We start from the raw sequence: 13123 nt of genomic DNA on the forward strand, positions 1-13123 counted from the left end.
ACGAGTCTAGGGACGACCACCGACACTCCTCCCCCGGAGGCTCCGCTGTGGGCGAACACACGTTCGAATTCCGTGTGCTCCGGTCGATCGTCAGCCCAGGTGGCCGGCCTTCTCCATCTGCCGCAGTTCGCGCTTCAGCTCGGACACCTCGTCGCGCAACCGAGCCGCGAGCTCGAACTTCAGCTCGCCGGCCGCTTCGAGCATCTGCCCGTTCAGATCGCGGATCAAACTCTCGAGATCGTTCGCGCCCTCGGCCGCGATGCCCTCGCGGCGCAGATTCGGCACGGGTGAGGTCTTCTTCGCGTCACGGCCCGCCAGCAGCGCCGCGGTGTCAGCCTCTTCACGGGCCAGGACCTGCGTGATGTCGGCGATGCGCTTGCGAAGCGGCTGGGGGTCGATGCCGTTCACCCGGTTGTACTCGACCTGCTTCTCGCGGCGACGGTTGGTCTCTTCGATGGCCTTCGTCATCGAGTCGGTCATCACATCGGCGTACATGTGGACCTGGCCCGAGACGTTTCGCGCCGCACGGCCGATGGTCTGGATGAGCGAGGTCGAGGAGCGCAGGAAGCCCTCCTTGTCGGCGTCGAGAATCGCGACGAGTGAGACCTCGGGGAGGTCGAGCCCCTCCCGGAGCAGGTTGATGCCGACGAGCACGTCGTAGACGCCGGCACGCAGCTCGGTGAGCAGCTCGACGCGTCGCAGCGTGTCGACGTCTGAGTGCAGGTACCGGACCCGGACGCCCGCCTCGGTGAGGAAGTCGGTGAGCTCCTCCGCCATCTTCTTCGTGAGCGTCGTGACGAGCACCCGCTCGTCACGTTCGGCGCGCATCCGGATCTCTTCGAGCAGGTCGTCGATCTGCCCCTTCGAGGGCTTCACGACGATCTCGGGATCGATGAGGCCCGTCGGGCGGATGATCTGCTCGACCACCCCGTCGGCGATGCCGAGCTCGTACCGGCCCGGCGTCGCCGAGAGGTAGACGGACTGCCCGATGCGGTGCTTGAACTCGTCCCACTTCAGCGGGCGGTTGTCGAGCGCGCTCGGCAGCCGGAAGCCGTGCTCGACGAGGGTGCGCTTGCGCGAGGAGTCGCCCTCGTACATGGCGCCGATCTGCGGGACCGTGACGTGCGACTCGTCGATGACGACCAGGAAGTCGTCGGGGAAGTAGTCGAGCAGGCAGTGCGGCGGCTCGCCCGCCGAGCGCCCGTCGATGTGCCGCGAGTAGTTCTCGATGCCGGAGCAGAAGCCGATCTGCTCCATCATCTCGAGGTCGAAGGTGGTGCGCATGCGCAGCCGCTGCGCCTCGAGCAACTTGCCCTCACGCTCGAGCTCCCCCAGCCGCTCGTCGAGCTCGTCGCGGATCGTGCCGATGGCCCGCTGCATGACGTCGGTCGAGGCCACGTAGTGCGAGCCGGGGAAGACCGGCACCGCGTCGAGCTTCTGGATGACCTGCCCCGTCAGCGGGTGCAGGCTGTAGAGCGCCTCGATCTCGTCGCCGAACATCTCGATGCGGATGGCGTGCTCTTCGTAGACCGGGATGATCTCGATGGTGTCGCCGCGCACGCGGAAGTTGCCGCGGGAGAAGTCGATGTCGTTGCGCTGGTACTGCATGGAGACGAACTTGCGGATGAGCCAGTCGCGATCGACCCGCTGGCCGACCTGCAGCGGCATCATCGCGTTCAGGTACTCCTCGGGCGTGCCGAGGCCGTAGATGCACGAGACGGTAGAGACCACGACCACGTCGCGCCGCGAGAGCAGCGAGTTCGTCGTGGAGTGGCGGAGTCGTTCGACCTCGGCGTTGATCGACGAGTCCTTCTCGATGAAGGTGTCGGTCTGCGGAACGTAAGCTTCGGGCTGGTAGTAGTCGTAGTACGAGACGAAGTACTCGACCGCGTTGTGCGGCATGAGCTCGCGGAACTCGTTGGCGAGCTGCGCCGCCAGGGTCTTGTTGTGGGCGAGGACGAGGGTCGGGCGCTGGACCTGCTCGATCAGCCACGCCGTGGTCGCCGACTTGCCGGTGCCGGTCGCGCCGAGCAGCACGACATCGGTCTCACCGGCGTTGATGCGGGCCGCGAGCTCGGCGATCGCCTGCGGCTGGTCGCCGCTCGGCTGATACTCGCTGACGACCTCGAACGGACGCACGGAGCGGGTGGATTCCATGCGGTCAAGTCTAGGTTCGGCCACCGACACGACGGCCGGATCGAGGCATCCCTTCGCGCAGGGCGAACCGGTTCAGCGGGCCGCGAGCTCCGCAGTGACCCTGGACCACAGCGCGTCGGCCTGGCTCATGGTGTGTCCGAGCGACCCATCGGTGTCGATGACGACGTCGGCGACCTTCAAGCGCGCGTCCCGGTCGATCTGCGCGTCCACGCGCGCCTCGGCCTGGAGCGGATCGAGCCCCCGCTGCTCGACGAGTCGCTTCACCTGCGTGCGCTTCGGCGCGTCGGTCACGACCACGAGGTCGAAGGGGTGGTCGACGTTCGCCTCGACGAGGAGCGGCACGTCGTACACCACGACGGCGTCCGGGTTCTCCGCCTCCGCCTTCGCGATCAGGCGGCCGGAGAGCTCGCGCACCGCCGGGTGCACGATCGCGTTGAGCTTCGCCCTCGCCGCGTCGTCGCCGAACACGATGCCGCCGAGGCGTTCGCGGTCGAGTGACCCATCAGCGCGGAGCACCCCCTCGCCGAAGGTCTCGGCGATCGCCGCGAGCGCCGGTGTCCCGGGCTCGACGACCTTGCGCGCGAGCTGGTCGGCGTCGAGATGCACGGCGCCGTGCTCGTAGAGACGCCGGGCGACGGTGGACTTGCCGGACGCGATGCCGCCGGTGAGGCCGATCAGGTACACAGCCTCACTCTAGCCGTGCGAGACTCGTGGCGGCGGAAGGAGCCCGCATGCTCGAGGTGCTGACGGCGACCGGCCTGGCCCTCGCGGCCGGCCTGAACGCGTGGATCCCCCTCGTGCTCCTCGGTGCGCTCGACCGCTTCACCGGGCTCGTCGAGCTCCCGCCCGCGTGGGCCTGGCTTGCGAACGAGTGGGTGCTCCTCGTTCTCGTGGTGCTCCTCGTCGTCGAGTTCCTCGCCGACAAGGTGCCGGGACTCGACACGGTGAACGACGTGGTGCAGACCGTGGTCCGTCCGACGGCGGGCGGCATCGCATTCGGGTCGGGCCTCGGCGCGACGACGGTCGCCGTGACCGATCCCGAGACCTTCTTCGCCACGCAGCAGTGGGTGCCGATCGCGGTCGGGGTCGTGCTCGCACTCCTCGTGCACCTGCTGAAGGCGGGAGCGCGACCGATCCTGAACGCGGCGACCGCTGGGGTCGCCGCACCCGTCGCCAGCACCGCGGAGGACGCCGGCAGCATCCTCATCGTCGTCGCGGCGATCCTGGCGCCGGTCCTCGTGCTGCTGGCCGTCGCAGCCGCCGTCACCGCCGGGATCTGGCTGATCCGGCGACGTCGACGACGAGGTCGAGCCGCCGGCGCTCAGCCGGACGGCTCCTGACCGCTGGAACGGCGGAAGGCCGGCCCCGCGGGGGCCGGCCTTCCGGTGATCGCAGGAGCGATCAGTTGTTGCTCGAGAGCTTCTCGCGGAGCGCCGCGAGCGACGCGTCGTCGGCGAGGGTGCCCGCGCCGGCCGTGTCGCTCGAGTAGGACGCGCCACCGGCCGAGAACGAGTCGTCGGCAGCCTGGGCGACGAGCGAAGCAGCAACCTGCTTCTTGTGCGCCTCCCAGCGAGCCTGGGCCGCAGCGTAGTCCTGCTCCCACTTCTCGCGCTGAGCCTCGAAGCCTTCCTTCCACTCGTTCGTCTCGGGGTCGAAGCCCTCCGGGAACTTGTAGTTGCCCTGCTCGTCGTACTCGGTGAGCATGCCGTAGAGCGCCGGGTCGAACTCGGTGCCCTCGGGGTCGACGCCCTCGTTCGCCTGCTTCAGCGAGAGCGAGATGCGGCGACGCTCGAGGTCGATGTCGATGACCTTGACGAAGACCTCTTCGCCGACCGAGACGACCTGCTCGGCCAGCTCGACGTGCTTGCCCGACAGCTCCGAGATGTGCACGAGGCCCTCGATGCCGTCGGCGACGCGAACGAACGCACCGAACGGAACCAGCTTCGTGACCTTGCCCGGCGCGACCTGACCGATCGCGTGCGTGCGGGCGAAGACCTGCCAGGGGTCCTCCTGCGTCGCCTTGAGCGAGAGCGAGACGCGCTCGCGGTCGAGCTCGACGGAGAGCACCTCGACGGTGACCTCCTGGCCGACCTCGACGACCTCGCTGGCGTGCTCGATGTGCTTCCACGAGAGCTCGGAGACGTGCACGAGGCCGTCCACGCCACCCAGGTCGACGAACGCACCGAAGTTGACGATCGAGGAGATGACACCCTTGCGGATCTGGCCCGGGTGCAGGTTGGCGAGGAAGGTCGAGCGCGACTCCGACTGGGTCTGCTCGAGGAGCGCACGGCGCGACAGGACCACGTTGTTGCGGTTCTTGTCGAGCTCGAGGATCTTCGCCTCGAGCTCCTGGCCGAGGTACGGCGTGAGGTCGCGCACACGGCGGAGCTCGATGAGCGACGCCGGGAGGAAGCCGCGGAGGCCGATGTCGACGATCAGGCCGCCCTTGACGACCTCGATGACCGAACCGGTCACCACGCCGTCGGACTCCTTGATCTTCTCCACGTCGCCCCAGGCGCGCTCGTACTGCGCACGCTTCTTGGACAGGATCAGACGGCCTTCCTTGTCCTCCTTCTGGAGAACGAGGGCCTCGACCGTGTCGCCGACCTCGACGACCTCGCTGGGGTCGACGTCGTGCTTGATGGAAAGCTCACGCGAGGGGATGACTCCCTCGGTCTTGTACCCGACGTCGAGGAGGACCTCGTCGCGGTCGATCTTGACGACAGTGCCCTCGATGAGGTCGCCGTCGTTGAAGAACTTAAGCGTCTTCTCGACCGCGGCGAGGAAATCGTCAGCAGATCCGATGTCGTTGATCGCGACCTGCTTGGGCGCCTTGGTCGTTGCGGTTGTCATGAAGTAAATGCTCCGAATGGACAATATCGGGCCCGTCGCGAAGGTAGAGCGTGTGTGTGTTCCGCGATGGGCATGCGGACAGGAATGTCACACGAGTGACATCCCATCCTAACGGATTTCGGAGGGCCGCGGCAATGCGGCCTCGACGCTCCCCCGCGACGCGCTGCGCGACCGTCCGCGAACGATGGCCCGGAGCGCCGGTTCGAGCGAGGGGTACGCGAATCGGAAGCCCGCCTGCTCGAGCCGTTCGGGGAGCACCCGCCGGCTCTTCAGCACCAGCTCGGTCTCCGTGCCGATCGCCGCGGCGCCGAGCTCCAGCATCCAGCGCGGCTGCGGCAGCCCGACGGGGACGCCGACGATACGACGGAGCACCGCCATCAGCTCCCGGTTCTCGACCGGGGCCGGCGAGCTCAGGTTGACGGCGCCGTCGAGCTGCGGCCGGTTCTCGAGGAATGCGACCGCCCGCACGACATCGTCCAGATGGATCCAGCTGAACCACTGGCGGCCATGCGTCGGCCGGAACCGGTGCGCGGTGCCCGCACGACGCCTCGCCGCTGATGCCGGCCACCGGCCGTCGAGCTGGGGGCCACCCAAACCGAGACGCGTCAGCCGAACGAGCGGGGCGAGCGCGCCGCCCCGGCCGAGGACGATCGCAGTCCGCAACGCGACGCGTCGAGTCCCGGGCAGCTCACCCGCGAAGAGCTCCCGCTCCCACGCCTCGGCGACCTCGACCGAGAAGCCCTCCCCGTGCACCCCGTCCGACTCCGTCATCGCCCGGTCGTCGGCGTGGCGGTAGATCGTCGCGGTCGACGAGTTCGCCCAGAGCGCAGGTGGCCGCTCGGCGCGGCCGATCGCCGTGCGGAGCGCTGCGGTCGTCGTCACGCGGGAGCGCAGGATCTCCGCGCGATTCAACGGCGTGTACCGACAGTCGACGCTCTTCCCGGAGAGCCCGACGACGAGGTCGGCGCCGTCGACCGCGCGGACGAGCGCATCCGCCTCGTGCCATCCGAGATCGGCTCCGGACCTGCCGACGGTGACCACCTCGCGGCCGGCGCGGCGCGCGCGGTCGGTCAGCGCCCGACCCAAGAACCCGGACGCCCCTCCGACGACGACCCGGCCGCGCTGACTCGGAACGGACGTCACGCGAGCAGGGCGGAGCGCAGCGTGTCGAGGCCGACACCGCCGAGCGCGAGCGCCCGGCTGTGGAAGCGGCGGATGTCGAAGTCGGCGCCTTCCCGTCGGCGCAACTCGTCGCGGAGCTGCTCCCAGATGCGCTGCCCGACCTTGTACGACGGCGCCTGCCCGGGCCAGCCGAGATACCGGTTCACCTCGAACGTGACGAAGCCGTCGTTCATGGCGACGTTCCGCCCCATGAACTCGAACGCGTAGTCCCCCGTCCAGACGCCCTCCCCGTCGGGGCGCTGCTTGCCGAGGTGCACGCCGATGTCGAGCACCACCCGCGCCGCGCGCATCCGCTGACCGTCGAGCATGCCGAGGCGGTCGGCCGGGTCGTCGAGGTAGCCGAGTTCCTCCATGAGTCGCTCGGCGTAGAGGGCCCAGCCCTCAGCATGACCGGAGGTGCCGGCGAGCTGCCGGCGCCAGAGGTTCAGGGTGCCGCGGTTCACCACCGCTTGGCCGATCTGCAGGTGGTGGCCGGGAACGCCCTCGTGGTAGACGGTCGTGAGTTCGCGCCAGGTGTCGAACTCCGTCACGCCCTCGGGCACCGACCACCACATCCGGCCGGGCCGCGAGAAGTCGTCGGTCGGTCCGGTGTAGTAGATGCCGCCTTCCTGCGTCGGGGCGATCATGCACTCGAGGGTGCGGATCTCCTCCGGGATGTCGAACTGCGTCGCGCCGAGCTCGGCCACCGCGCGGTCGCTCGTCTCCTGCATCCACCGCTGCAAGGCGTCCGTGCCGATGAGCTTGCGGGCGGGGTCAGCCTCGAGGGCGGCGATCGCTTCGCGCACGCCGCCACCGGGCACGATCTCGCGGGCGATGGACTCCTGCTCGGCGATCATGCGCCCGAGCTCCTCGATGCCCCACTCGTAGGTCTCGTCGAGGTCGACGACCGCGCCGAGGAACTGCCGCGACTGGAGGGCGTAGATTTCGCGTCCCACGCCGTCGGTGCGCCCGGCTGCGGGTGCGAGCTCACCCTCGAGAAACTCGGCGAGGCCGCGGTACGCTTCAGCCGCGGCGCTGGCCGCGCGCTCGAGGTCCTGCTGCAACGAGCCGGGCAGCGCCTCGCCGTCGGCGTTCGCCGAGCCCGCGAACTCGGCGAAGAAGCCGTCGCTCGCCGCCGTGCGGCGCGCCTGGGCCGCGACCTCCCTGACCTGGCGCGCAGCCGGGACCACCCCGCGCCGGATGCCCTCGCGGAGCGTCTCGGCATAGCCGGACACCGCGTCGGGAACGGCCGCCAGACGGGTGGCGATCCGCGACCAGTCGTCCGCCGAGCCGGTCGGCATGAGATCGAAGACCTCGCGGATCTCCTGCGCCGGGCTCGCGATGACGTTCAGGTCGCGGAGGTGCAGCTCGGCGGCGTCGCGCTCGAGCGAGAGCTCCAGCTCGCTGCCGAGGTCGTCGCGGGTGACCCGATCCACCTCATCGGCGACCGGGGCCGCTCTGAGCGCGGACAGCGTCGCGCGCGTCGCCTCGGTCGCCCGCTCGTGACCGGCCGGCGAATAGTCCGGCAGGCGGTCGTCGGCCTCCCTGCGGCCGATGTAGGTGCCGACGGTCGGGTCGAGGTCGACCAGGGTGTCGACCCAGGCCTCCGCCAGGCGATCGATCTCGGTCTGCGCGCGTTCTGCCATGCGCCGAGCCTAGCCGCCGCGCGCCGAGCCGGACCGGCAACGACACTCGGGGCTTCGACCTCCCGGCCGGCGGGGCAGCCGCGACCCGGGCTAATGCGCGGCGTCGTCCCAGTTCGCGCCGCGGCCCACCTGGACGTCGAGCGGCACGAGCAGCTCGGCCGCGTTCGCCATCCGTGCGCGCACGATGCCCTCGAGCTCCTCGCTCTCACCGGATGCGACCTCGAAGATCAGTTCGTCGTGCACCTGCAGGAGCATGCGCGACGCGAGCCCGCGCTCACGGGCGTCGCGCTCGATCCCCGTCATCGCGACCTTGATGATGTCGGCCGCCGATCCCTGAATCGGCGAGTTCAACGCCGCGCGCTCCGCGTTCTCGCGCAGCACCCGGTTCGGGCTGTTCAGATCGGGGAACGGGCGGCGACGCCCGAAGATCGTCTCGGTGTAGCCGTCGATCTTCGCCTGCTCGACGACGCCGCGGAGGTAGTCGCGCACGGCACCGAAGCGCTCGAAGTAGTCCTTCATGAGCTGGGTGGCCTCGGAGCGGTCGATGCGCAGCTGCTTCGACAGGCCGAAGGCGCTGAGGCCGTAGGCGAGCCCGTACGACATCGCCTTCACCTTGGTGCGCATCAGCGGAGTCACGTCGGACGGGTCGACCGAGAAGATGCGCGCGCCGACGAAGCGGTGCAGGTCTTCACCCGCGTTGAACGCCTCGATGAGGCCGGCGTCGCCGGAGAGGTGCGCCATGATGCGCATCTCGATCTGCGAGTAGTCGGCGGTCAGCAGCTCGGTGTACTCGGCGCCGTGTCGGAACGCGACACGGATGCGCCGGCCGTCTTCCGTGCGGATCGGGATGTTTTGCAGGTTGGGGTCGTTCGACGACATGCGACCGGTAGCCGCGCCGATCTGCCCGTACGTCGTGTGGATGCGCGCGTCGGCGGCGATGGACTTGTCGAGCGACTCGACGATCTGCCGGAGCTTCGTGGCGTCGCGGTGCTCGAGCAGCAGACCGAGGAACGGATGCGGGTTCGACTCCTGAAGATCGGCGAGCGCACCGGCGTCGGTCGTGTAGCCCGTCTTCGTTGCTCGGGTCTTCGGCATGCCCAGCTGATCGAAGAGCACCTCCTGGAGCTGCTTCGGCGAACCGAGGTTCACCTCGCGGCCGATCTCGGCGTAGGCTGCGGCGGCGAGCCCGGCGGCCCGCTCCCCCAGCTCGGCCGACAGGGCGGCGAGCGCCTCGTGGTCGACCGCGACACCGCGGAGCTCCATGGCCGCGAGCACCGGAACCAGGGGCATCTCGATCTCGCCGAGCACGCGGCGGGGGCCCTCGTCGAGCGCGCCGAGCACGAGCGGGGCGAGGCGGAGCGAGTACCAGGCGAACTCCGGGGCCCCGGAGTCGCTGCCCTCTTCGGGGACGAGCTGCGAGGGGTCACCCACGGGCACGGTCTCGCCGAGGTATCGATCGACGAGTTCGACCAGGTTCTTCTCGGTCAGGTTCGGACGGACGAGCCAGGCGGCGAGCAGCGGGTCGAGCACGAGCCCGTCGACCGTGAGCCCGCCGCGGAGGAGCGCCTTCAGCTGCGCCTTCGCGTCGGTCATGATCTTCGGCGCATCGCTCGCGAGCCAGGCCTCGAACGCACCGAACTCCGGGCGCCCGGCCTGCCACGGGATCTCGATCGACGACTCGGCGGTGGCGATGCCGATGGTCGCGACCTCGCCGCCCGCGGTCTCGACATGGAGGCCCAGGCCGGCCGGCGCGGCCTGCCGCGCCTGCTCGAGCCACGCGGCCAGCGCGTCGCCGACGGGCCGTGCCGGCACGGGCGCCGCAGCCGCCGGTTCGCGCTCGACGGCCGGTGCGGCAGGGCGGGCGCCACCGTTCGTCTCGCCTCGGGCGATCTTCATCACGCGATCGAGCAGGGTCTTGAACTCGAGACGGCCGAACAGCTCGTGCACGGCGTCTTCGTCGATCGGGCGCGCTTCGAGCTCGTCGAGCTCGAGTTCGAGTTCGACATCGGTCACGAGCCGGTTCAGCTTGCGGTTCCGGATCGCATTCTCACGCTCGCGCCGAAGGTTGTCGCCGACGACGCCCTTGATCTCGTCGATGTGGTCGAGGATGCCCTGCAGGTCGCCGTAGAGCTTCAGCCACTTGACCGCGGTCTTCTCGCCGACCTTCGTGATGCCGGGCAGGTTGTCGCTCGTCTCGCCGACGAGCGCGGCGATCTCGGGGTACTGGTGGGGCGGCACGCCGTAGCGCTCGACGACCGCCTCGGGGTCGTAGCGCTTCAGCTGCGAGACGCCCTGGGTGTTCGGGTAGAGCAGCGTGACGTCGTCGTTCACCAGCTGGATGGTGTCGCGGTCGCCGGAGACGAGCAGCACGCGGTACCCCTCGGCCTGCCCGCGCGCGGCGAGCGTCGCGAGGATGTCGTCGGCCTCGAAGTCGTCCTTCTCGAGCGTCGTGATGCTGAGGGCCTTCAGCGCCTCCTGAAGGATCGGCACCTGCCCCTTGAACTCGATCGGCGTCTCGCCGCGGTTGCCCTTGTACTCCTCGTACTCGCGGGTGCGGAACGAGACCCGCGACTTGTCGAAGGCGACGGCCAGGTGCGTGGGCTTCTCGTTCTGCAGCAGCAGGAGCAGCATCGAGAGGAAGCCGTGGATGGCGTTCGTGTGCTGCCCGTCGCGGGTTTGGAAGCTGTCGACCGGCAGGGCGTAGAAGGCTCGGAAGGCCAGCGAGTGGCCGTCGACGACGAGGAGGGTGGGCTTTGCTGCGTCCGTCACTCGGACAGCCTACAAGCGGCCACCGACACCGGATGCCCGCCGGCCGGGGCGGGAAGGCCGCAGGACATGAGACGGCGGATGCCCCGCCGGCATGTGGCCGGCGGGGCATCCTGAGTCGGAGGGAACGCGCGGCCGTCGGCCGGGCGTTCCGGCGTCACTTCTTGGCGGAGAGCTGCTCGATGATCGCCTGCGAGACGTCGCGCATGGTGAGCCGGCGGTCCATCGACGCCTTCTGGATCCAGCGGAACGCCTCGGGCTCGGTGAGGCCCATCTTCTCGTTCAGCAGGCCCTTCGCGCGGTCGACGAGCTTGCGGGTCTCGAACCGCTCGACGAGGTCGCCGACCTCGGCCTCGAGCGCGATGATCTGCGCGTGGCGGGCGAGGGCGATCTCGATCGCGGGCAGCAGGTCGTTCGGGGTGAACGGCTTCACGACGTAGGCGAGGGCACCAGCCTCGCTGGCGCGCTCGACGAGCTCCTTCTGGCTGAACGCGGTGAGCAGCACGACCGGGGCGATGTGCCCCTTCGAGAGGCGCTCGGCGGCCGAGATGCCGTCCAGCTGCGGCATCTTCACGTCCATGATGACCAGGTCGGGCCGCAGCTCCGTGGCGAGCTGCACGGCGGTCTCGCCGTCACCCGCCTCGCCGACGACCTCGTAGCCGTTGTCCCGCAGGATCTCGACGATGTCGAGGCGGATGAGCGACTCGTCTTCGGCCACCACCACGCGACGCGGTGCGGGCTGGGTTGATTCGGTGTCAGTCACGCCAGAAAGCCTACGGTATTCTGAGCGAGGCCTCTGGCCGGTGTGGCGGAATGGCAGACGCGGAGCACTCAAAATGCTTTGCCCGAAAGGGCGTGTGGGTTCGACCCCCACCACCGGCACCGACTTCGATCCGTGGCTCACCCGGGCGCGTCGTGGAGCCGCCCGCGCTCCGGGCACGCCCGCTCCGGCCGCCGCGGCGACGTGCCGGTTGCGCTCCCCGACCAGGCGCACGAGGTGCCGCCGGAGCACCGGCTCGACGAATCGCCCGAACGGGCAGTAGGCCACCCGGAACTCACCCGGCACGCGCAGCGGCGGCCCGATCCGAGGGATCGGGCCGCCGCAGGGTTGTCGGGGCTTAGAGGACCTCGCCGACCTTGTGCACGCGCACGTCGTTCGTGGTGCCGGGGATGCCGGGAGGGGAACCGGAGACGATGACGACCGTCTCGCCCTCCTCGGCCCGACCCGACTTCGCGAGCGCCTCGTCGACCTGCTCGACCATCTGGTCGGTGTGGGTGACGCGCTCGACGACGAAGGTGTCGACGCCCCAGTAGAGCGCCATGCGACGGCGGATGGCCTGATCCGGCGTGAACGCGAGGATCGGGATGTCGCTGCGCAGGCGCGCCATGCGGCGGGCGGAATCGCCCGACTCGGTGAAGACGCACAGGTACTTCGCGTCGACGAAGTCGGCCACCTCGACCGCGGCCGCCGTGATGGCGCCGGACTGGGTGCGCGGCTTCGTGCCGAGCGGCGGCACTCGCTCGAGGCCGTGCTTCTCGGTCGACTCGACGATGCGCGCCATGGTCTGCACCGTGATCACGGGGTACTCGCCCACGCTCGTCTCGCCCGAGAGCATGACCGCGTCGGCGCCGTCGAGCACGGCGTTCGCGACGTCGCTCGTCTCCGCGCGCGTCGGCACGGGGCTGTGGATCATCGACTCGAGCATCTGCGTCGCGACGATCACCGGCTTCGCGAGTCGGCGCGCGATCTCGACCGCCCGCTTCTGCACGATCGGCACGGCCTCGAGCGGGAGCTCGACGCCGAGGTCGCCGCGGGCGACCATGATGGCGTCGAACGCCTCGATGATGCCCTCGAGGTGATCGACCGCCTGCGGCTTCTCGATCTTCGCGATGACGGGCACGCGACGGCCGACCTCGTCCATGATCTCGTGCACGCGGACGATGTCCTCGGCGTTGCGCACGAAGGAGAGCGCGATGAGATCGGCGCCGAGCTCGAGGCCCCAGCGCAGGTCGGCCTCGTCCTTCTCAGACAGCGCGGGCACGTTCACGGCCACGCCGGGCAGGTTGATGCCCTTGTTGTTCGAGACCGGGCCGGCGACGATCACCTTGGTGGTCACGACCACGCCGTCGGTCTCGACGACCTGCACCCGGACCTTGCCATCGTCGATGAGCAGGAAGTCGCCGGGCGCGACGTCCTGCGGCAAGCCCTTGAACGTCGTGCCGACGAGTTCCTTCGTGCCCACGACGTCGTCCGTGGTGATCTTGAAGATGTCGCCTTCGGCCAGCTCGTAGGGTCCGCCCTCGAACTTGCCGAGGCGGATCTTCGGGCCCTGGAGGTCGACCAGCACCGCAACGGCGCGACCGGAGTCGTTCGCCGCCTTGCGGACGTTCTGGTAGACGGCCTCGTGCACGTCGTACGTGCCGTGGCTCAGGTTCATGCGGGCGACGTCGACGCCCGCATCGATGATCGCTCGGATCTGTTCATAGCTCGATGTCGCCGGCCCGAGGGTGGCGACGATCTTCGCTCGTCTCATATTCGT

The 13123-nt window shown here is 69.5% G+C and carries 9 protein-coding genes and 1 tRNA gene; 2 read left to right on the forward strand and 8 right to left on the reverse strand.

The window, feature by feature from the left end; all coding sequences use genetic code 11:
- Positions 1-90: 90 nt before the first annotated feature.
- Both uvrB and coaE read right to left on the reverse strand, forming a co-directional pair.
- Positions 91-2157: an excinuclease ABC subunit UvrB gene (gene uvrB / locus M3147_RS06920; protein WP_251202739.1), complete on the reverse strand. Its 2067-nt coding sequence runs from the start codon at positions 2155-2157 to the stop codon at positions 91-93.
- A 72-nt stretch (positions 2158-2229) separates the two neighbouring features.
- Positions 2230-2841 carry a dephospho-CoA kinase gene (gene coaE, locus M3147_RS06925; RefSeq protein ID WP_251202740.1) on the reverse strand — a complete coding sequence of 204 codons (612 nt, stop codon included), beginning with the start codon at positions 2839-2841 and terminating at the stop codon, positions 2230-2232.
- Between the two features lie 47 nt (positions 2842-2888).
- On the opposite strand from coaE, the gene M3147_RS06930 reads away from it, so the two are divergent.
- Positions 2889-3497: a DUF4126 domain-containing protein gene (locus M3147_RS06930; RefSeq protein WP_251202741.1), complete on the forward strand. Its 609-nt coding sequence runs from the start codon at positions 2889-2891 to the stop codon at positions 3495-3497.
- 61 nt (positions 3498-3558) lie between these two features.
- On the opposite strand, the gene rpsA is transcribed toward M3147_RS06930, so the two are convergent.
- From rpsA to M3147_RS06955, 5 genes are all read right to left on the reverse strand, one after another.
- The gene (gene rpsA / locus M3147_RS06935; RefSeq protein WP_251202742.1) at positions 3559-5010 is read right to left on the reverse strand and encodes a 30S ribosomal protein S1; all 1452 of its coding nucleotides are present in this window, start codon (positions 5008-5010) and stop codon (positions 3559-3561) included.
- 108 nt (positions 5011-5118) lie between these two features.
- Positions 5119-6153 carry an epimerase gene (locus M3147_RS06940; RefSeq protein ID WP_251202743.1) on the reverse strand — a complete coding sequence of 345 codons (1035 nt, stop codon included), beginning with the start codon at positions 6151-6153 and terminating at the stop codon, positions 5119-5121.
- Entirely contained in the window at positions 6150-7817 is a 1668-nt protein-coding gene (locus M3147_RS06945; RefSeq protein WP_251202744.1) for a DUF885 domain-containing protein, read from the reverse strand. The genes M3147_RS06940 and M3147_RS06945 overlap by 4 nt, the downstream gene beginning before the upstream one ends.
- Positions 7818-7907: 90 nt before the next feature.
- Positions 7908-10586, reverse strand: a complete 2679-nt coding sequence (gene polA, locus M3147_RS06950; protein ID WP_251202745.1) for a DNA polymerase I — start codon at positions 10584-10586, stop codon at positions 7908-7910.
- 154 nt (positions 10587-10740) lie between these two features.
- Complete coding sequence (locus M3147_RS06955; protein ID WP_189084931.1) at positions 10741-11346, reverse strand: ANTAR domain-containing response regulator; 606 nt, start codon at positions 11344-11346, stop codon at positions 10741-10743.
- A 36-nt stretch (positions 11347-11382) separates the two neighbouring features.
- Here M3147_RS06955 and M3147_RS06960 point away from each other — a divergent pair.
- Positions 11383-11465, forward strand: a tRNA-Leu gene (locus M3147_RS06960).
- Between the two features lie 236 nt (positions 11466-11701).
- Here M3147_RS06960 and pyk read toward each other — a convergent pair.
- On the reverse strand, positions 11702-13117 hold the full coding sequence (gene pyk / locus M3147_RS06965; RefSeq protein WP_251202746.1) for a pyruvate kinase: 1416 nt from the start codon (positions 13115-13117) through the stop codon (positions 11702-11704).
- Positions 13118-13123 lie beyond the last annotated feature (6 nt).

This window comes from Agromyces mediolanus (assembly GCF_023715325.1).
In the GTDB taxonomy this organism is placed as follows: domain Bacteria; phylum Actinomycetota; class Actinomycetes; order Actinomycetales; family Microbacteriaceae; genus Agromyces; species Agromyces mediolanus_A.

What these genes read in the sequence shown, in the direction of transcription:
- uvrB (WP_251202739.1), bottom strand. Translation starts at nt 2,157, where the DNA reads ATGGAATCCACCCGCTCCGTGCGTCCGTTCGAGGTCGTCAGCGAGTAT.
- M3147_RS06930 (WP_251202741.1), top strand. Translation starts at nt 2,889, where the DNA reads ATGCTCGAGGTGCTGACGGCGACCGGCCTGGCCCTCGCGGCCGGCCTG.
- rpsA (WP_251202742.1), bottom strand. Translation starts at nt 5,010, where the DNA reads ATGACAACCGCAACGACCAAGGCGCCCAAGCAGGTCGCGATCAACGAC.
- M3147_RS06945 (WP_251202744.1), bottom strand. Translation starts at nt 7,817, where the DNA reads ATGGCAGAACGCGCGCAGACCGAGATCGATCGCCTGGCGGAGGCCTGG.
- pyk (WP_251202746.1), bottom strand. Translation starts at nt 13,117, where the DNA reads ATGAGACGAGCGAAGATCGTCGCCACCCTCGGGCCGGCGACATCGAGC.